The 20307-nt window shown below is 55.2% G+C and carries 18 protein-coding genes; 6 read left to right on the plus strand and 12 right to left on the minus strand.

The annotated features are described in order from the left end of the window. Positions 1–78: 78 nt before the first annotated feature. Genes ACFSR7_RS21745 through ACFSR7_RS21755 form a run of 3 tightly spaced genes read right to left on the minus strand, consistent with a single transcriptional unit; the run spans position 79 to position 3969 of the window. On the minus strand, positions 79–1005 hold the full coding sequence (locus tag ACFSR7_RS21745) for a polyprenyl synthetase family protein (protein WP_378165200.1): 927 nt from the start codon (positions 1003–1005) through the stop codon (positions 79–81). A 13-nt stretch (positions 1006–1018) separates the two neighbouring features. Then, positions 1019–1654, minus strand: coding sequence for a response regulator transcription factor (locus ACFSR7_RS21750; RefSeq protein WP_378165202.1), 636 nt, complete (start codon positions 1652–1654; stop codon positions 1019–1021). Next, a complete protein-coding gene (locus ACFSR7_RS21755) occupies positions 1651–3969 on the minus strand; it encodes a sensor histidine kinase (protein WP_378165204.1) in 2319 nt (772 codons plus the stop codon). Before ACFSR7_RS21755 ends, ACFSR7_RS21750 begins: the two co-directional genes overlap by 4 nt. A gap of 70 nt (positions 3970–4039) precedes the next feature. Between ACFSR7_RS21755 and ACFSR7_RS21760 the strand changes: the two genes are divergently transcribed. The 3 genes from ACFSR7_RS21760 (at position 4040) to xerS (ending at position 6079) form a co-directional block, all read left to right on the plus strand. Beyond that, complete coding sequence (locus tag ACFSR7_RS21760; protein ID WP_378165206.1) at positions 4040–4219, plus strand: hypothetical protein; 180 nt, start codon at positions 4040–4042, stop codon at positions 4217–4219. Between the two features lie 220 nt (positions 4220–4439). After that, positions 4440–4796 carry a sporulation histidine kinase inhibitor Sda gene (sda, locus tag ACFSR7_RS21765; RefSeq protein ID WP_378166072.1) on the plus strand — a complete coding sequence of 119 codons (357 nt, stop codon included), beginning with the start codon at positions 4440–4442 and terminating at the stop codon, positions 4794–4796. A gap of 194 nt (positions 4797–4990) precedes the next feature. Further along, the gene (xerS, locus tag ACFSR7_RS21770; RefSeq protein WP_378165207.1) at positions 4991–6079 is read left to right on the plus strand and encodes a tyrosine recombinase XerS; all 1089 of its coding nucleotides are present in this window, start codon (positions 4991–4993) and stop codon (positions 6077–6079) included. A gap of 45 nt (positions 6080–6124) precedes the next feature. Here the strand turns inward: xerS and ACFSR7_RS21775 are convergent, their stop codons facing one another. From ACFSR7_RS21775 to gluQRS, 5 genes are all read right to left on the minus strand, one after another. Further along, a complete protein-coding gene (locus tag ACFSR7_RS21775) occupies positions 6125–6442 on the minus strand; it encodes an MTH1187 family thiamine-binding protein (protein ID WP_378165209.1) in 318 nt (105 codons plus the stop codon). 1 nt (position 6443) lies between these two features. Beyond that, positions 6444–7466 carry a phosphotransferase gene (locus tag ACFSR7_RS21780; protein WP_378165211.1) on the minus strand — a complete coding sequence of 341 codons (1023 nt, stop codon included), beginning with the start codon at positions 7464–7466 and terminating at the stop codon, positions 6444–6446. Positions 7467–7468: 2 nt separating this feature from the next. Beyond that, positions 7469–8749, minus strand: a complete 1281-nt coding sequence (locus tag ACFSR7_RS21785; RefSeq protein ID WP_378165213.1) for a stalk domain-containing protein — start codon at positions 8747–8749, stop codon at positions 7469–7471. A 245-nt stretch (positions 8750–8994) separates the two neighbouring features. After that, a complete protein-coding gene (locus ACFSR7_RS21790) occupies positions 8995–9534 on the minus strand; it encodes a GNAT family N-acetyltransferase (RefSeq protein WP_378166074.1) in 540 nt (179 codons plus the stop codon). A 23-nt stretch (positions 9535–9557) separates the two neighbouring features. Then, a complete protein-coding gene (gene gluQRS, locus ACFSR7_RS21795) occupies positions 9558–10562 on the minus strand; it encodes a tRNA glutamyl-Q(34) synthetase GluQRS (RefSeq protein WP_378165214.1) in 1005 nt (334 codons plus the stop codon). Positions 10563–10721: 159 nt separating this feature from the next. On the opposite strand from gluQRS, the gene ACFSR7_RS21800 reads away from it, so the two are divergent. Together ACFSR7_RS21800 and ACFSR7_RS21805 are read left to right on the plus strand one after the other, a co-directional pair. Next, positions 10722–11393 carry a response regulator transcription factor gene (locus tag ACFSR7_RS21800; RefSeq protein WP_378165216.1) on the plus strand — a complete coding sequence of 224 codons (672 nt, stop codon included), beginning with the start codon at positions 10722–10724 and terminating at the stop codon, positions 11391–11393. After that, a complete protein-coding gene (locus ACFSR7_RS21805; RefSeq protein WP_378165218.1) occupies positions 11390–12607 on the plus strand; it encodes a sensor histidine kinase in 1218 nt (405 codons plus the stop codon). Before ACFSR7_RS21800 ends, ACFSR7_RS21805 begins: the two co-directional genes overlap by 4 nt. A gap of 113 nt (positions 12608–12720) precedes the next feature. On the opposite strand, the gene ACFSR7_RS21810 is transcribed toward ACFSR7_RS21805, so the two are convergent. The 4 genes from ACFSR7_RS21810 to ACFSR7_RS21825 form a co-directional block, all read right to left on the minus strand. Next, a complete protein-coding gene (locus ACFSR7_RS21810) occupies positions 12721–14403 on the minus strand; it encodes a methyl-accepting chemotaxis protein (RefSeq protein ID WP_378165220.1) in 1683 nt (560 codons plus the stop codon). Positions 14404–14982: 579 nt separating this feature from the next. Continuing rightward, entirely contained in the window at positions 14983–16506 is a 1524-nt protein-coding gene (locus ACFSR7_RS21815; protein ID WP_378165221.1) for a rhamnulokinase, read from the minus strand. Positions 16507–16521: 15 nt separating this feature from the next. After that, entirely contained in the window at positions 16522–17181 is a 660-nt protein-coding gene (locus ACFSR7_RS21820; RefSeq protein ID WP_378165223.1) for a class II aldolase/adducin family protein, read from the minus strand. A 138-nt stretch (positions 17182–17319) separates the two neighbouring features. Next, complete coding sequence (locus tag ACFSR7_RS21825) at positions 17320–19110, minus strand: L-fucose isomerase (protein ID WP_378165225.1); 1791 nt, start codon at positions 19108–19110, stop codon at positions 17320–17322. A 137-nt stretch (positions 19111–19247) separates the two neighbouring features. On the opposite strand from ACFSR7_RS21825, the gene ACFSR7_RS21830 reads away from it, so the two are divergent. Continuing rightward, positions 19248–20261: a LacI family DNA-binding transcriptional regulator gene (locus tag ACFSR7_RS21830; protein ID WP_378165227.1), complete on the plus strand. Its 1014-nt coding sequence runs from the start codon at positions 19248–19250 to the stop codon at positions 20259–20261. The last annotated feature ends 46 nt before the right edge of the window (positions 20262–20307 follow it).

Consider the following 20307-nt stretch of genomic DNA (forward strand, 5'->3'; position numbering starts at 1 on the left):
GTATCGCCCTATTCGCAGGCTTTGCATGAGTTAAGCGCATTCCGGCAAAGTGATTTGCCATCAACTAACGCCCCCCTCTCAACTTGCATTATACCGAACCTCATAGTCCGGAACAAATATTTCTCTGAACTTCGCCGCCCACGGCTCCTGCATCGGAGGCAGCAGCTCGTACAGCTCGTTTGCTTTGTCTTTGTAGAGCGCCTGCACGACCTTGCAATATTCGATGCAGCCCGAATCCCGCGCGTACTGCACGAATTCGTGCTGTCTGTCGATGAACTGCTCGCGAGTCAGCGCCCCCGCGTAATATTCGTCCAGCGCCGGGAATTCTGCGTGGCTGTCTTCGAGCATGAACAGGATGGGCAGCGTACGCTTTTTGTGCAAAAGATCGTTCTTGAAGTCGAGCCTCAGCACGTCTCTTGCATCATTCTCGATCTGGGATACGATGCCCCCGCATACAGCCAGCTGGTTGAGCGTCTCCTGCACATCCGAATCGATTCCGTCGACAAACGCATATCCCATATAGACGGCCAGCTGCATCAGGGCGCCTGACTTGTCCGAGACCATATGAAAATAATCTTCCTCCGTTTGCACCTTATCAGTGATGTCCGCTTGCTGCCCCTGAATCGACCTTGCCAGCAGATTACCGACCGTCGATCCGATTCCCGGCCTGTCGCAGTTACCGAGAATCGCCGCGAACATCGCCAGCACCGCGTTGAGCGTAACAGCCGGCTCGCATGTCATCCAGGGCCTGCCCGAACTATCCCGGTCTTGCAGGTCGTCCACGATGTCCAGCAGCAGGATGATTATCTCCGTCAACGCCGCGTGTCGATCCAGATCAGGCGATCGTCCGCCAAGCATCCGATGCGTGCAGCGGGTCATTTCTGCCCAGGACGTCTTCTCCGCCGCTTTCTCGGCGATAAAGGACCGCAGCGTCGCATTCAGCGTCGCGTCCCGCGCGTATTCGTCCACCATTTTGTGAAGTTCAGAAAGTATGCTCTCGTCCATGCCCGTCTTCCTCTCAGCTCTGGTATTGCGAACTTTGCACGAATCTCTCGATCGCTTGCGCCCGCGTCTGGACGCCCAGTTTCTCGTAGATGCGACGAAGATAGTTGTCTACCGACCGCTTGCTGATGTACATTTGCTCCGCAATCTTCTCGTACGTATCGCCTTTGATGATCAGCGTCATGAGCAGCACCTCTTCCTCAGACAACAATTGATCGACATTGTCCTTGCCGGATATGCTCTTTAGCTGCGGCAGCATGCTCTGCGGCAGCACGATATGATTGTCAAGCACGCAGGCGACGATATGCTTCATTGTCGACTCCGTGACCCCTTTGGAGATGATGCCGCTGATGAGATTGGAAAGCAGAAAAGGCAGCAAGTCCGACACGTCCACGCCGGTGAAAATGATGATTTTAAGGTTCGGATGCGCCGCTTTTAGCTGCTCTGCGACCTGCGTGCCGCTCAGATCGGGCAGCTGATAATCCAGCAGCACCAGGTCGGGACTGACAGAGGCAGCCAATTGAATCGCGTCCTCGCCGCTCCTTGCAAACCCGGCCGTCTCGATTCTGTCCATCTGACTGACCAACTGGAGCGTAGCCTGCGCCATCAACGGATGGTCGTCCACGACGATCGTTTTATATTTTCGTTTCATGCAGTCATTCCTTCTTTAAGCGGGATTACGGCGCTGAACGACATGCCGTTGCCTTGACCAGATTTAATCTCGAATACGCCCCGCATCGATAAAATTCTGCTCTTTAATTGCTCCAGGCCGATATGCGAGCCCCCGATCTCACGGACGAGATCCTGTCCGGATAAGAAGCCAAGTCCATTGTCACGGTACTGAATCACCAGCTTGCCGTTAGAAGCGCTCAGATTAAAATACACTTTTGTTGCATTTGAGTGTTTTTTCGCATTATTAATGAGCTCCTGGAACACTCGGAAAAGATGACGCTTCATCTCCATGTTGCAGGATTCGATCAGGTCGATCCCTCCATATCTGAACTCAACTTCAAATGGCAAGGTTGACTGTTCAAGATCGATGAGCTTGTCGATCGTCCGAACCAATCCAAGCTCCTGCAGTAAGTACGGATGCAGTTCGAAGCAGCTCTGACGCAAATTCATATTGATAATATCAATATAATCCAGCAAGCCCTTAGCCTGCTCCGATTCCTGCCAATCGTCTGAGTAATTATCGAGCAAGGCAGCCAGCTTTCTTTTTAAAAAGAACAGATCTTGCATGGTCGTATCGTGCAGATCTGTAGCGATTCGGAATCTTTCCTTCTCTTGAAGCTCAAACATCAGTTTGCGAAACCATGCAATGTCATTAGCCGTTTCTTCGCTAGGAACCTGCGCTGCAAGCAATTCAAGCTTATGTGACATTTTACGAATTAAATATAGGTTTTCCATGCTTATAGACAGATACGATATAATTAAATTTAGCCATTGCATTTCTTCGGAGCCTAAGTATGTATTTGTCTTTTTTCTTGTAAGCACCAAGTAACTTACGTACTCTTGATTACGCGTAAGTTCAAAGACGACTAAATCAGAATCTACAGATTTTTGTGAAAATTTACTAAGAATATCACTTTCTAATATTGCACCCTCACTTATCAACTCGTGTGAATCATTATACTTAAAAAAAATAGCGCCTCCGTATACTTGCAAAATATCAATAATATCTTTTAGAACTAAGTCTTTTAATTCAGTAAAGCTTGAAATCAATCCTAATTTTTTTGCTATTTTTTTAATTGAGCTTTGCAGGTAATATCTCCGTGGAAAAATTGTTTTTTCTAATCTGTTCGTAAAATATTCCAGAGAATAGAGGGTTACGGACATTAAAACAATGAGAACTGTAAATGCCAAGAACATATGATTTAATTCCATTTTATAGGAATATATTAAAGGTATCATTAAAACAATGATGGCACTTGGAATAATCGAAACAGCGGTAGTAAGTATGATTCTTCTAACAATCAAGTCTATATCGTAAATTTTTTTAGTTATCATGAGATAGGTAAACGACAAAGGAAACAATAGAATAAACCAACCAGAATAACCTGATCTAATCCATTCAAAACCAAAAATTATTTTTGTAAAAAACGAAAAGCAAACGATCGGCGTTATCGAAATAGTAAAAAAGACAATTATAGTCTTAATTATCATAGATAGATAAGGATTAGACTTGCAATGTTTTAAATAAATGAATATTAAATAAACAATATTAATGATCGCACCTATTGAAAAAAACAGAAGCTCGCAAAGGGAATAAACTTTATGAATCCATTGATTTACTGACAAATTGTCGAAGCGAAAAAGGAGTGGCAACGTGAAAAAGATAACAGAGGCATACCACCAATTTAAGTTTTTTGTTTCTAGTTTAATTTGTCCCTTGTCGCTTAAAAATACGATTAAAAAATGAACCATGGCAATTGGAATGGTAACGAGCCCCGCTCCAATAATCATTTTCCCAAGTAAATCTCCTCTGATAGAAGCCCCCAGACTAAGAAATGTCAAACTGATTGATACGAAAACGATCGCTAACCTTCGTGCCGATTCTGAATTCTTTATGCCTAAAAACAATAGTAAAGAAATAAATAAACAACTTAAACCACCGAACACGGACAAAAGATCCTCTTTTGTAAGTTTAGATAATTGATCAGTTTGAATCTTGAATATTAAGTCTCCCCGCTTTACCGATATTTCTTTTGCTTGATCCACCGCTCCCCAACGTCTAACTGAATAATAATCTTCCACTTTATTTTTATTAATAAATAATATTTCATCATTTATTTGAAGATCTGTTTTCGTAATTAAACTTCTTGAGTCCATTTGGCTTACATACCAGTGTCCATTTTTATCAATCACATTGAAATCCATATAAGGATAACGCATTGTAATAAAGATAAACCATGAAACTACCCCTATTAATAGAATAAAAATGAATAAATTTGTCTTTTTAATCGACAATTCCTACCCTTCTTTCTACAAAATGTGATAATATGTTTAGGAAAAACTATCCAACCAGGAGGTAATTACCATGATCCTAGCACAGCCTTCAGATCTAAAATCTGTAATAAAGCAACTAAAAAAGTCAGACCGCACAACGATTGAGTCAGCTATTGGCCTCTTTTCTTTAACGAACAATGAAAAAAGCGCTCTTAAAAAAGCATTTGTAAAAAACGACTCTGCTTCGGCAAAAGAAACTTATTGGGTGTAGAAAGTCCTATTTTTTGCAGATATGAACTCGTATCGTCAAATAGATACGAGTTTTTTTGCGCGTTATTAATAAATGTGCATAACTTTTTGCATCTTTACGCACTCAAATTGCACTGACAACACCAATAAATTACAGGTAAACTTTAACATATAAGCGCTACGCATTCAAAAGATTTCTGATCATTTCATACTAAAGTAAACGAGGTTTGCAGGTGATTACGATGAAGGCACTGAAGGAAAGCGACGACGCGTGGTATGTCTCCCTGGCGGTTCAGACTGTGCTGCAGGAGCAGTTGGTCAGAGTTCGTCTTAATCGCCATGAAATATTAAATATTGCAGAAGAAGTTCAAATGGAAACGCTCCGCTTCAAGGAAGCGGCTGAAATGGTGAAAACCCCATCCGGAAAGGTGATTCCCCAAATGAGGTTTATCTTGGCGCATCTGCAGGACGATCATCTGGCTAGCAGCTATTTTGAGGCCAGAACGCTTGGCTTGGATGTTGAGTTTGTTCAAATGCTGCGCTGCGAGATCATTCGCAGAAAGATCACAGATCTCGTCAGCGAGGATTCAGAGCATTAATTTGTCGAATTCAATATGTTTATGTCGTTAATTGTTGAATGGTTCTCCCCTCCCTTTTAACTGCCTTTGTTGCAGTTAATCGAAAATAGTTTACATAATATTATTTACGACGCCATATTAAAAACCTTTGCGCGCATGGCGATCCCGACGTCTGGTATAATAACCCTAAATAAACCAGCATGGAGCGCGAGCCGATGAACCTGCAAAAAGTAAAAGACCGCGAGCAATTGGACAAACGCGTGCCGAGCATGCCTTGGTACGTCGAGAAGTTTATTAACTATAAACTGCCGGACCTCTCCCCCTCCTCCCTGCTGGAGTACGTGAGAGATTACGAGACTTTTTTTAACTGGCTAATGCGCGAAGGGCTCACGACGGCGGAGAAAATGACCGATATTCCGATCGAAGTGCTGGAGAAGCTGAAAATGGACGAAATCGACAGCTTCCGGATGGAGCTCTCTACCCGGCGGGAGCACGCCAACACGCGGACGACGATCTCACGCAAGCTCTCCTCCCTCCGCTCGCTGTTCCACTATCTCAGCCAAATCGCGGAGGACGACGACTTTTATCCGCTGTTGAAGCGCAATGTGATGGCCAAGGTGTCGATCAAACGCACGCATAAGCCGAAGGATACGGCCGCCAAGCTGGAGGGCAAGCTGCTTCAGGAAGAGGAAATTTCCGAATTTATCGCTTATATCAACGAGCACTACGCAACGGACGTGGCGGACAACAAGCAGGCGCTATACGCGCACGAGCTGAACCATACGCGCGATGCCTGCATCGTGAGCCTCGTCTTGAATTCGGGCCTCCGCGTATCGGAGCTGGTGAATCTGAACCTGGACGATCTGGATCTGAAAAAGAAACTCCTCTATGTCTACCGGAAAGGCAGCAACGACGATACGTTTAAGACGCCCGTTTTTTTCCGCCAGGACGCGCTGACGAACCTCGAGTCCTACCTTCAGCAGCGCGAGATGCGCTATCATGCGCCCAAACGGGAAAAAGCCCTCTTTCTCGCCCTGGCGAACGGCAAGAAGGAAGGCTCGCGCATGACCAAGCGCGCGGTTCAGGAGATGGTGATCAAATACGCGAAGCGATTCGGTAAACCGTATCTGTCCGTCCATAAGCTTCGGCATTCGTTCGCGACCGATTATTATCTGTCCAACGATCTTTACAAGACGCAGGAGCAGCTCGGCCACGCTTCGCCCGAGACGACGCAGATTTATGCCCATCTGACGGACAAAACGATGGAAGAAGCGATCGACAAGCGCCGCAGCCAGGAATCCTGATCCGGCATCGGCCTAATGGGGACGATCTCGTATCGTCCCTTCTTTTTATTCCATTCGCTGCCGCAGCTTGTCCGCCACAGCCTCCATTTTTTGCGCCATCGTCCCCTGCTTATCCCTGCGATCGTCGATCGTGATCGACGTCGATACGCGTTGGGCGCCATGATTAAAAGGCGTCTCGTGCATGCGTCTGACGACAGCCAGCACATCCTCGAGCTCGCCTTCGATAATCGTGCTCATCGGCGTCATCTGGTGCTCAATCCGCTCAGGCGCCAAGCGCAGAATGCGCTCGACCTCGGCGACGTACGCGCTTACGCTGGTCGAGCCCGTGCCGATCGGTACGATCGTTACTTGTACGATTGCCATCTTATCCGCCCGCTTTCTTTGTCATCGTCTGCGCGCACATCGACCGAATCTCCGCTTCATGCCGATCGAGCAGTGCCAGTCCAGCTGCCGTCTCCTGTGTCTGTTGACGAAGAACGGCTGCATCGTCCACTCCGCTGAGATAACGCCCCAGAAAATGCACAAACACATCCAGGCGGCGCAAACGCATAAGCAACGGCAGCGCGTCGATCTCGGCTTCGGATAAGGGAGCCATTCGGCCGAAGCCTTCTAAAAATGCGGCAGCGGCGCCGAGATCCCCCGATTCACCGATCAGCCCTGCCAGCGGGACCGCCGGCTCCATCGCCCGCAGCTCCGTCGTACAGAACTCAAAATCCAGTATGGCCGCAATCCGCGAAGGCTCATGCGGGTCGGCGAGCAGATTCGAATCGTTGATGTCGCCGTGCACCAGCTGATGCGGCAGATCGCGCACCGTCTGGAGCGCAGCTTGAAACGCGCGCATCGCCTTGCAGATCTGCATAAGCTCGCCTTGCAAATCTTGAAACGCCAAAGGCGGCGCCTCGCAAAAAGACGCGATGACGCTGCCCGGACAAGACGGATGCGTCCGTTCGAGCTCGTAGCAGGGTAAGTAGGCGGGCGCGACCGTCGGGCGAAGCTCCCTAAGCGCGAGCGACAGGCATCCGACGGCTTCGCCGATCGCCTCGGCCACGGCAGGGTCGGAGCCATCCGGACGATTGCCGGCTGTGTAGGTAAACAACGCCGCAAAGCGTCCTGTGCCGTCGGGCAGCATCGCAAAGGTCGTGCCGTCGGGCATCGCGATCGGCCGCGGTACGGCAAATGGCAGCGCCGTCCCGTTCAGCTTCAGCAGCACGTCATGCTCGAACGCAATCTTGTCCGCATCCCTATGTGTCTCGTAAATACGCAGCACGCGCTTTTCGCCCAGATCGTTCTCAGCGATCCGCGTCGTGTTGTTCCAGCCGCTCTCTCCCTCCGAGACCGTCCAGCGTCTCGCCGGATCAAAGCGATATAATAAGGCTGCAAAAGGCATGCCTATCCTCCGATCTTCGTCACCGAGCGTCCGATTGCGGTCCGCTCTGCGTCCGTGAATATGCCCAATCTCCAGAACGCGGCTCCGCCCAGGCCGTAGCGCTTCACGAGTCCGAGCTTGTCGTCGACCGTCGTCTCGTTTTCCGCATCCAGATTAATCGCCAGCAGCAGCTTGGACCTGGGCGCGCCCGTCGCGATCGCCTTGCTGACAGCCTCGTCGACCCTCGCATTCGATTGCGGCAGCTTGTTGTCGCCGTAATCGTAAGCCATAATAACGAGCTCATCGGCCATTTTGGCCAGTGCGGCATAATCGTATCCCTTGTATTCGCCGTTCAGCGGCGGTACCGCAAGCGATACCTTGATCCCGTCCGGCTTCACGGCTGCGACGAGCTGCTTGACGTAAGCGTTAAGCGCCGATTGCGCCATGACCGGATCGTCACGCCAGCCGAGCCCTTCGAAGTCGAGCATGATCCCGCCGAATGCATGCTCCTTCGCGAGCGCGTGCAGCCGCTCGATCGAAGCGTCCCGCAGCGCCTTGTCGGTCAGCATCTTCATGAGCTGTCCCTTGCCGTCCTTGCCCAGCACGGCGAGGTAGCTGCCCGAGCCGTCCGCATTGACTTCGGCGACGATCGAGTCCGGCGTATCGTCGCCGGCGGCTTGCGGCCAATACCACCTGTCGCCGGTCGTATCGGTTAAAGTGATTGCGCCATTGTAATCGACCTGGCCCCACCCGAATGCAACGTCGTTCATCTCCTTCGTCAGCGCCAGTTGACTGTAAGCCGATACCGCGTAAAAGCCAAGCAGCCGCATCTCGCGATGGGGCGATACGACGCGCACCGTCTTCGCCGGTCCGTCCCATGCCACCGTGGCGCCGAAGGCTTGGCTAAAAAAGGCGAGCGGCACGAGCACCGAATTTCCTGACATAACAGGTGCGGTATTCAATTCATATTTAACGCCATTAATCGTGGCGGATTTCTGACCGAGCTTCAACTGCACTTCGACCGCTTTTCCCGATGTGCCTTTTCCCTTGGCGACGACCGATTTGGTCGCAGGCACCCATACCGCATCGACGCCTAACGCCTCTGCAAGCGATCGGAACGGCAGCATGATGGATCCGTTGCGGTTGATCGGCGCTACCGATACGGGTAGCTTCACGTCATCGAGCACGATTGTAATTGCTTGGGCAGCGACAGCCGCCGACGCGTCCTGCGCGCCGATCGGCAGCAAAATGGCCGAAGCCAGAACGGCCGGCAGCCATCTTTGTACAGGTTTAGGCAGTTTCATGGTTTGAGCTCCTTTTCTACCAAGCCATCTATGAATCTCTTCATTAGACGCTTTAGAAGATGAGGAGTTGCATGCTGCCGCTAAAAAATCCCTAAAGAGGGGAATGATAGTTTCTTTGTGTCATCGCGCAGCCATTTATTTAATGACATTAATAACGAATCCTTGATACAATCATACGCACGCATGGTGAGTAATGAGGGATTTTCCCGCAACTAGTTTACATAATATATTTTATGATTCGTTTATTATTCATTCCATTCCGACCTCAATAATCCCATTTGAATGACATCCGCATATCGACCCTTACGGTACAGCTTTTCTCGCTGTCTGCCCTCCTCGACAAACCCGCACCTCAAATAACTCCGATAAGCCCTTTCGTTAAAATCGTAAACTTCAAGCTCCAGCCGATTCAAATTAAGCTCCTTGAACGCATAAGCGCACAACAGCCGCATCGCCTCCGTTCCCAGCCCTTGGCCGCAGCGCTCGATCGAACCTATGACAATGCCGACGACCGCATAACGGTTTTTCCAATCGATCTTGTCGAGACCGATCTGCCCGATGTAAAGCTCCGTGTCCGCCTCCGCAATGACAAAGCTCCGGTTGTCCGGCCGCTGGTCCATCATATCGGCGAGAAATCCCTCGGTCGATTCCAGACCGTGCGGAAACAAGAAAATGTCCGACAAAAATCCCGTAATCGCTTCATCGTTCACCCATTGGCGGATCGGCACGAGATCCTCGTGGCGATATTCGCGCAGGCGTATTCGCTTCCCGATAATGTGCGGCATCGTAGGCATGATCCCCTTCTATTTTAAAATGAAGTTCCTTTTTTCCCGCCGCTCAGCAGGTCAATCCACCCGTCCGGTAGCGACACCGACTGCCTGCGAACGGAGGAGAGGTCGAAGGAATCGATCAGCTCGACCGGCTTCAACTCTTCGATACGGTCGTGCAGGCCTGCGAGCCAGGCGAGAAAGCCGACGATCCGTTCGGCCCTGACGTCGTTATGTTCACGCAGCTCCGAGAGCGACACCGCCCCGTGGCGCTTGGACAGCCGGCTGCCGTCCGCGCCGAGCACGAGCGGCGAATGCGCGAAGCGCGGCGGCGGACTGCCAAGCGCGTCGTACAGCGCCAGCTGCCTGGGTGTCGAGTCGAGCAAATCCCAGCCCCGCAGCACGTTGGTAATCTCCATCTCGATATCGTCCGCGACGACGGCGAGCTGGTACGCCACGATGCCGTCCGCGCGCCGGACGACGAAGTCACCGCAGCTCGCTCCGGCGAACACCGTGTCGCCCGCGATGCCATCCGCGAATCGGTACATCGCGTCTTCGTCCATCGCAAAGCGCAGCGACGGCGTCTTGCGCAGCGCACGCTCCGCGCGTTCCGCGGCGGTCAGCCGCCGGCAAGTGCCCGGATAAGCCGGTCCTTCGGCATCCAGACCATGCGGTGCGCTCGCCGCAGCCTGCAGATCGGCGCGGCTGCAATAGCACGGATACAAGCGCCCCTGCCGCTGCAGCTCGTCCAGCACGCGTTCGTATTGCGCCGTCCGCCTGCTCTGCTCGTAAGGGGCGTGAGGCCCCCCGACGTCCGGCCCTTCCTCCCAGTCCAGTCCGAGCCATTGGAGCTCCTGCGACAGCAGCGCTGCGAGCTCCGGCTTACAGCGCTGCCGGTCCAGATCCTCCAGCCGAAGCACGATTTCTCCTCCTGCGGAACGTATCTGCAGCCAGGCCAGCAGCGCCGTCATCGCGTTGCCCAAGTGCAGCCTGCCGGACGGCGTAGGCGCGAATCTGCCGCGAATTGCTTTGCCGCTTGAAGCCATTTCCCTTCCCCTTTCTCCATTGATCGATCTTGTAGCATAATAGGATTCATATTCAGTTCACATTACGGCGTCAAAATAGGTACGTCACTGCAGGCTAATTCAGATAACGTCACCCGCGTAAGCCTCTCCAATCCGAATCCAAAAAGGTGGCCGATACCGATGGCGCGCATTCTTATTGTAGACGATGATCCGCATATCCGCGAGCTGCTGGCTCACTTCCTGTCGGCCGAGGGCTTCGAGATCCAGGAAGCGACGGACGGACAAGAAGCGCTGGCCCTGCTGGCCGACTCGCCGTTCGATCTGGTCGTGCTGGACATTATGATGCCGAACATGGACGGCTGGGAGCTGTGCCGGGAGCTGCGGTCGCACTACGAGCTGCCGGTCCTCATGCTCACCGCGATGGGCGAGACCGCGCAGAAGGTCAAGGGCTTCCAGCTCGGCACGGACGACTACATGGTCAAGCCGTTCGAGCCTGCGGAGCTGGTCGTCCGCGTCAAGGCGCTCATGCGCAGATACAAGATCGCCGTATCCCACCAGACGCAGATCGGCCGCGTGCTGATGAACCGCCAGACATTCGAGCTGGAGCTGGACGGCCAGCCGCTCACGCTGCCGCTCAAGGAATTCGAGCTGCTGTTCAAGCTGGCGAGCCATCCCGGCCAGACCTTCTCCCGCGATCAGCTCATCGAGCAGATCTGGGGCTTCGACTATGAAGGCGACGAACGTACGGTCGACGTGCACATCAAGCGGCTGCGAGAGAGGTTCCCCGACGATTGCGGCTTCCGGATCACGACGATCCGGGGACTCGGGTACCGGCTGGAGGTGCTCGCTTGAATCGGGGCTTATCGAGACTGTCCCGGTTATGGCGCCATTTCGCGCGTACCCATAAGGAATACCGCGCGCTGCAAAAGCAATTCGAGGCCCGCATGCGCGAACAGCGCAGAAGCGAAGCGCTGGCGGCCGGCGGGACGCGGGCATGGTTCGAGCGGCTGCCGGCTCCCTTGCATTTTTTGACCGGGGTTTCCATTTTTTTGTCTTGCTATTCCGTCCTCTGGACGGCCGCTCACTTTTTGCTTCGCGCCGCCGGCCGGCTGGTGACGATGCCAGGCACGCTGCGCGAATATTTGACGCTGATTCTCACCTTTTTCCTGTTTGGCGTGTCTGTCGTCGTCATCCGATACCTCTTTCGCCCCGAGGCGAGGGCCATGCAGCTCGTTAACACGCTGTCCGACGCCATGTCCCGTATGGGCAAAGGCGACTTCAACGTAAATCTGGAGGTTAATCCGAGATACGCAGGACAATATTACGAGATCGTCAAAAACTTCAAGCAGATGGCGGCCGATCTGGGACAGATCGAGGATATGCGGCAGCAGTTCGTTGCCAACGTCTCCCACGAGATTCAATCGCCGCTTACGTCGATCAAAGGCTTCGCGCAGGCGCTCAAATCGGATCGTCTCTCGGAGTCGCAGCGCAAGCATTATCTGGACATTATCGAAGCCGAGAGCGAACGGCTGTCCCGGCTGAGCGACAACCTGCTCAAGCTCACGACGCTCGAGTCCAAGCGTCCGCCTTACCAGCCGCGTCCGTACCGTCTGGACAAGCAGCTGCGGCAAGTGGTGCTCGCTGCCGAGCCTCAGTGGCAGGTTAAACGACTGGAGCTCGACATTCGGCTCGCCGAGTGCGAATTGGAAGCCGACGAAGAACTGCTGCGTCAGGTGTGGGTGAACCTGCTGCACAACGCTATCAAGTTTACGCCCGAAGGCGGCGCGCTTGGCATCTCGCTATCCGTCACGGGCGACAGCGTTGCCGTGTATGTCGAAGATACCGGTCCCGGCGTGCCGGCCGAGCATCTGCCCCGTCTGTTCGAGCGGTTTTACAAAGCGGATAAATCGCGCAACCGTGCAGCCGGCGGCAGCGGCCTGGGTCTATCCATCGTCCAGCGAATCGTGCAGATGCATCACGGCGAAGTGTCGATCGCGAACCGGCTCGTCGCCGGCACGCGCGTCACGGTCGAGCTCCCGCTTTCGCAAAGCGAGTCGCATGCTTGAGACAAGTGCGCTTACTTGTCGTGAATCGCCACCAAATTTATGCTTCCTGTTTTCTGTCTAACAAAAAACTGCCGTCCCGTTATGCGGACGACAGTTTTTTCTTGCATTTGAACCTATAACTTGAACGCGCTAACGGACTGCTTGAGCTCCGCCGCAACACCGGAGAGCGTACGCGACGAGGACGCCAGCTCCTCGCTGAATGCAAGCTGCTCCTCCGCCGACGCCGCCGCCTCCTGCGTCATCGAAGCGGTCATGGACGCCATGTGACCGATGTTGGACACCGACGCGGATACCTCCTCCGAGCTCGCGGCAAGCTGTTCGGCAGCCGCAGCGGCCTCCTGCACGCGGGAAGACACCTCATAAGATGAGCTGGCGATCTGCTTGAAGGCGGCTGCCGCCTCGTTCACGGCCGAGCTGCCGGCATTTACCTCATCGATGCTCTTGCTCATCAGCGCGGACATCGATTCGACTTGCTCGCGCACCTCGGTGATGAGCGTGTATACGTTGCCGACGGATTCGTTGGTCTGGTTGGCAAGCTTGCGTACCTCGCCTGCGACGACCGCGAAGCCTGCGCCGTGCTCGCCGGCCCGCGCCGCTTCGATGGCGGCGTTGAGCGCGAGCAGATTGGTGCGCGAGGCGATCTCGCCTATGATGCCGGTAACTTCGCCGATCTGGTGGGACTTCGCGACGAGGCTCGTAATTTGCTTGCCAGCAAGTCCGACGGTCTGCTCGAGCGATGCCATGCGTTCCGTCACGTTGACGATCCGATCGGTCCCTGTCGTAGCTGCCGTGGCGGCGCCTGCGGACAGCTCCGCGACCTCGGAGGTCGTCTCGGCGATTCTGCTCACGCCTTCCGCCATTTCCTCCATGACTCTGTCGCACTCCGCCGCCGACTTGGCCTGACTCTCCGAATTGGAAGCGATCAGGGAAACGGACTCCGCAATCTGGACCGAAGCACCTTTGTTCTGATCGGAGCCGCCGGACAGCTGAATCGACGACGTGGCGAGCACAGAAGCGCTGTCCTGCATCTGACGGACGGAGCCGCGCAGCTTGGCGACCGTATCGTTCAGCCGCATCAGCAGCGTGCCGAACTCGTCGCTGCGCTTCGTATCGAAGACGGAGATCTGGAGATCGCCTGCCGCCACCCGGCTGAGCGCAACCGTCGTCTGCTTGAGCGGTATCGTAATGTTGCGGATCAGCAGCCAGGAGAGCGCGACGGCCAGCAATACGATGGCGATCCCGATATAGAAGACGAGCGATGCGCTGCTGTGGAACAGATTGTCGTTGTCCTTGACGCTTTTCTCGGCGCCTTCGTGATTGAAGTCGATCAGCTTGTCCACATCCTGATCGAGCGCCGTGAAGGCTTCGGATGCTTGGTTTGAAGTCTGGGCGGCGCCGGACTTCTGCGTCGATGCCGCATAGCTTGTTTTAAAGTGATCCCAGTCCTTCTGCAGCGCCTCGTACAGCTGCTTGTCCTCTTCATTGGCTACCGAGCTTTTATAACCGTTCACGCTGCTCTCGATCTCCGGGAACAAAGCGGCCATTTGCTCGGTCGCCTTCTTTTTGACTGCTTCGTCGGTAGCGACCAGCGACTGGTAATATAGATTCGTGATTTCTTGCAGGTCGATTTTGATGTTGCTCATCGTTTCTACGCCGCTCAGCCAATCGTTGCCGATCTCCTGGGCTTGCGTGTTCATCCGGCTCATATTAGCCAGGCTGATAAAGCCCAGCGCTACGAGCGCGACGAGTATGGCGCTAAACGCCCCTACCATTTTTTTGCCGACCGTCCATTTCATTGTTGACTGCCTCCCGCCGCACGTCCGGCTCTCTATATAGTGCTTTCCACTTATCATATCGGTGCGAAGTTAAAAAAAACTTAACAAATTTCGTAGTGCTTGAAGACGAATTTTGTTGGAAAATTCATGTATTTATCAAAAGTTGTCACGTTTTTAAAGGTTAATGACAGGCAAAAACCCCGCAGCTTCCTTTTAGGAAGATACGAGGTTACTTGTGTGCGATCGACGGCTCATCCGACAGCCGTCCCATTGGCCCGCCTGATGTTGTCAATGTCGTTCTTTAGCCGCAATGCCTGCAAATATACATCTTTTCATGTTACCGTCGCCCCGTTTAAACAGGATAGATGCAAAAGCGCAGTTATTTCCCTTTATCAGCCCGATTTCCGGCTTGCGCTTTGCATTTACCTGCATATTTGCAGGTATTTCATTGCATGCATTGTTTGGCGGAAAAATACCTGTACAAGTGCAGGTTTTTCGGCCCGCAAAACCGCAAAACATCCAAAACCTCCGTCAATCCGAAAGCCGCGCTTATCTGTCACAAAATCGCGTTTTGCCTAACCGACGTCCCTTTCCGTTCGTTTAGGGGCTCGGAGACAGCGCGATAAAACGAGTGTAAGCAGCCTCCCAGGATGCCTTGTCCGCAGGCGCGTACATATCGACAGGGAAAGATGCCGCCACGAGACGCCTGGCTTCCGCCAGATCGGCGATCTCGCCCTGCGCGACGAACTGCAGCAGCAGATTGCCGATGGCGCTGGCCTCCGCGGGTCCCGCGAGGACCGGCCGTCCGATCGCGCTCGCCGAGAGTCGGCAGAGCAGCTTGTTCTGGATGCCGCCGCCTACCATATGAAGCGCTGCAAACTTGCGGCCGGTGATCGATTCCGCCTGCTCGAGCGCTTGCCGGTACCGCAGCGCAAGGCTCTCGAGAATGCATCTGGCAAATTCGCCCTGATCCCTCGGTTCAGGCTGACCGGTCTCGCGGCAGTAGGCGCGGATTTTGGAAGTCATATCGGACGGTCCGTAAAAGCGCGCGTCGTCCGGATCGATCAAGCTCCGCAGCGGCGCTGCCGCTTCCGCGAGCAAGGCGAGTTCCGGATAGCCGACGGGGACCCCGCTCTCGTCCCATTCCCTTTTGCACTCCTGCAAGATCCACAAGCCCATAATGTTTTTAAGCAGCTGGTACGTACCGCCGACGCCGCCTTCGTTGGAAAAGGACATGTCCAGCGTCTCGGGCTTCAGCACCGGCTCCGTCAGCTCCGTCCCGAGCAGCGACCAGGTGCCGCAGACGAGGTAAGCGAACGGATCGTCTCCCGCCGGCACGGCCGCGATCGCGGATGCCGTATCGTGGGAGCCGACGGCCACCGCCTCGATCGTGGGAATCCGCAGCTCTTCCAGCACCTCGTCCGACAGCTTGCCGATTACCGTGCCGGGCGCTACGGGCTCGAGAAACAGCGTCTCCGGGATGCCGAGGTCTCGCATCAGCTCCGTATTCCAGCTGCGCGTACGCGGATCGAACAGCTGCGTCGTCGTCGCCATCGTGAACTCGCAGGCTGGCACGCCGGTCAGCAGGTAGGTCAGCAGATCCGGCGTCAGCAGCAGCGTCTTGGCCGCGGCAAGCTTCGCCGATCCGTTCCGGCTCATGGCGTAAAGCTGGTATACCGTGTTAAAAGGCATGAACTGAAGCCCGCTCGCCGCGAACAGCGCTTCTGCGCCGAAGCGCTCGTTAAGCGTCTCTATCAGCCCTTCCGTCTGCACGTCGCGGTAATGATACGGATTGCCGAGCAGCTCGCCGCCTTCGTCAATCAGGCCGAAGTCAACGCCCCATGTATCGATGCCGAGCGTCCGCGGCTCGTAGCCGGCCTGGAACGTCTTACGGATGCCCCGCTTGATCTCCTGCAGCAGGCGCAGGATGTCCCAATGCAAGTGCTTGCCTACGCGCACGGCCTCATTGTCGAAGCGATGCATCTCCGCCACCTTAAGCGTGCGGGCGCCGCTCGCTTCTATGCTTAACTCGCCGACATAGGCGCGGCCGGAGCTGGCCCCCATATCGAACGCAAGCGCCATAACCCGATGAGATCCGCCGCTTGCAGCCGTTGTCTCGCTCATGACCCGTTCCTCCGCCTATTTCATTTTTTGCAGCAGCTCGATCCGATACGCCTCGCTCTCCAGCGACGCGATTTCCTTGTATTCTTCGTCCGTCAGCGCCTTGGGCGTCTTGATGGCGCTCGCGATCAGCCAGATCTTGGCGCTTTCCTCAACGACCTCGGTACGGTAGTAGGCTTCGCGAAGATTGCGTCCCGTCGTGACGAGGCCGTGATTGCCGAGCAGGATGGTGCTGTAATCGTTCACCTTGGCGACGACGGCATCGGCCAGACGGTCGGTCGTCGGCAGCACGTAAGGAACGTAGGTCGTCGTGCCTACGAGCGCGGCCTGATCGGGAAACATGACCGGCAGCTCTTCTGCGACCAGCGTGAAGGCGATGCAGTACGGCGGATGCGTGTGGACGATGGCGCCGATGGCCGGGTTGGCTCTGTAGGCATATAGATGCATCAGCACCTCGGACGACGGACGCAGGCCGATGTCGGTAATGTCGCCGCTCTCGATGTCCACCTCGACCCACTGCTCGGGCGCGATCTCGTCCAGCGCAAATCCGCTCGGTGAAAGGTACATCTTGCCTTCGTACCTGGCGCTCAGGTTGCCGCCGGGTCCGACGACCAGTTTGTTCGATACCGTCTTGCGCGCGTACTTGCACAGCTCATTGCGAATATCCGTGGCGCTCATGCGTAATGGACCTCCAAGATTTGGAATGGGAAACGTTGATGGAAAATAAGAATAGCCGGCACGGAAAGGCGATACGGCTCGATATGGCGAGACGGGACGAAGGCCGCCCGGAGCGGACGGCTTCGCTTGACTGCCTTTTTATTTGTACAGCGGACCGAAGTTCGCGCAAGCTCTGAAGTCTGCGCCTTCGATGCCGTCGGTGCCGAATAGCCCCCATGCACGCGGGCGAAAGACGCGCTCTTCGGCGACGTTGTGCATGCTGACCGGGATGCGAAGCATCGAAGCGAGCGTGATCAGGTCGGCGCCGATATGGCCGAAGCTGATCGAGCCGTGGTTCGCGCCCCAGTTGTCCATGACGTCGTAGACGGTACGGAACGCGCCCTTGCCAGTCACGATCGGCGCGAACCAGGTCGTCGGCCAGGTCGGGTCGGTACGCTTGTCGAGCGCGTCATGCACTTCCGGCGGCAGTTCGACCGAATAGCCTTCGGCGATCTGGAGCGTCGGGCCGATGCCCTTGACGTAGTTCAGACGGGACATCGTCATCGGCATGCCGCCTTGCGTCAGGAAGTCCGACGAATAGCCGCCCCCACGGAAGTATTCCGCGGACGCCGGGCGCCAGCTCGTCGCGTCGAGACACTTTTGCGCCTCTTCGGCTGAAATATCCCAGAACGGCTTCATCGCCGGCTTGCAGTCGATCGATTGTTCGCCGGTGCCGTCCATCGTCGCGGATCCCGAGTTGATCAGATGCAGCAGGCCGCCCGCGGCTGCGCCCGTCAATTTGTGACCGGTAACTCTCTCGACTGAATCGGGTCCCCAGTACGTACGCACGTCGGCGAAAATCTGCGCGGTGTTGCTGAGCAGATAGCCCATCAGCATCGGAATGCCGTTCAGGCTGTCGTTCTCCGTCGCTACGATATAAGGCGAGCGGATGCCGTTCCAGTCGAACGAGGAGTTAAGAATCGTCTCCAGAAAGTCGCCGTTCGGGAAATGATCGGTCCATGCGCGTTGTCCCTGGAAGCCGGATACGATCGCATTGTGGCCCATCGCTTCTTCGCCGAAGCCGAGCTCGGCCAGGCGCGGATTGCCGATCATAAGATCGCGGGCGATCTGCGTCATCTTGACGACGGTCTCCCAATCCTTGTCCTTGTCCGCGCGGCTTTTCTGCAGACGCTCCGGATTGTTGTCCGGACCCTCCTTGCAGTTCTCCTTCACCCACGCGAGCGCCTTCTCGAACTCGGCCGGATCGTAGATTTCCTCTTCAATGCGGCGCACGAACTCGGACATGTCCACATACTCCGTACGCATGCCGAGATACTCCTGGAGCAGTCCGTCGTTTACGATCGAGCCCGCGATGCCCATAGATACCGAGCCCATAGACAAGTAAGATTTGCCGCGCATGATCGCGACCGCAAGACCCGCACGCGCAAAGCCGATCAGCTTCTCCCGCACGTCCTCCGGTACGGTCGTGTCGCCCGAATCCTGAACCTGCTCGCCGTAAATGCCGAACGCCGGCAGTCCCTTTTGCGCATAGCCGGACAATACAGCGGCCAAATAGACCGCGCCCGGACGCTCCGTTCCGTTAAAGCCCCACACGGCCTTCGGCAGCGTCGGATCCATATCCATCGTCTCGGTGCCGTAGCACCAGCAAGGCGTGACGGTAAGCGATACGCCGACGCCCGCCCTCGCGAACTTGTCCGCAGAAGCCGCCGCCTCGGCGACGCCGCCGATACACGTGTCTGAGATCACGCACTCGACCGGCTCGCCGTTCGGGTACCGCAGACTGCTGCTGAGCAGCTCCGCCACGGCCTTGGCCATATTCATCGTCTGGTCTTCAAGCGATTCGCGCACGCCCTTGCGACGGCCGTCGATCGTCGGACGAATGCCGATCTTGGGAAACCCGCTTCGAAACCTGTAAGCATGATCAGTCATAAATAATGCCTCCTTGAAAGCGATTAATATGTTATCGATAACTCTAAATTAACAACGAAACGTCTTGCTGTCAATCCATGACTTTTGTAAGATAGAGATTAAGCATAACGGCGGCTTTACGAAAGGATTGGACGCGCATGGTCACCATCTACGATATCGCGGAAAAAGCCGGCGTCTCGGCAATGACGGTGTCTAGAGTTATCAATAACACAGGACGAATCAGCGAGAAAACGCGAACGAAAGTGAAGCGCGTCATGGACGAACTCGGCTATGTGCCGAATCAAATGGCGCGCAGTCTCGTGCTCCAGGAGACGCGTCTGCTGTTTCTCATGATCACCGATATAACGAACCCCTTTTATACGACGCTGGCGCGCGGCGCCGAGGATGCGGCTAAAAAGCACGGCTACCGGCTGCTGTTCGGCAATACGGACGAGGATCTGGAGAAGGAGAACGACTACATCGACGCCGTGCTGAAGACGCGGGCGGACGGCGTGCTGCTGGCCCCCGCGGGCGATGCGTCGCTTCCGCATTTAGAAATGCTCAGGCGCCATCGCGTACCGTTCGTGCTGCTCGACCGCGAAGTGCCGGGCATGGACAGCGACGTGGTCCTCGGCGACAGCAAGGAAGGCGCTCGCCAGCTGGTCAAGCAACTGGTTGGCGGCGGCCACCGCCGCATCGCGCTCATCAACGGCTCGCGCACGATCTCGAGCGCCCGGGATCGGCTAGAGGGCTACCGGGAAGCGCTCAAGCTGAACGATCTCGCATACGAAGAAGCGCTCGTGCTGGAGACGAGCTTCGGTCCGCGCAGCGACCTGTCGGTCATCGAGGCTTGGCTCGACCGCATGAGCCCCCTACCAACCGCCTTCGTCGCCGGCAATAACGTGCTGGCCATCGAGCTGATGCGCGCGCTTCGGTTCCGCGGGCTGCGCGTGCCGGAGGACGTGTCGCTCGTCTGCTTCGACGAGCTGGCCTCCTATGCCGAGATGGACCCATTCCTGACCGTGATCTCCCAGCAAGCGTATCAATTCGGCCATCTCGGCATGCAGATGCTGCTCGACCGGATTCAATCTCGCGACGAGCAGGCGCCGGGCTGGCGCAAGATCGTGCTGCCCGCGGAGCTGATCGTCAGGCGCTCGGTGCGGCAGCTGTGACGGGAGTGGCAGGATAAGGACGCGCCTGACTGGGGATGCTTGTCCG

It is taken from the genome of Cohnella sp. GCM10020058, assembly GCF_042683485.1.
GTDB lineage: Bacteria > Bacillota > Bacilli > Paenibacillales > Paenibacillaceae > Cohnella.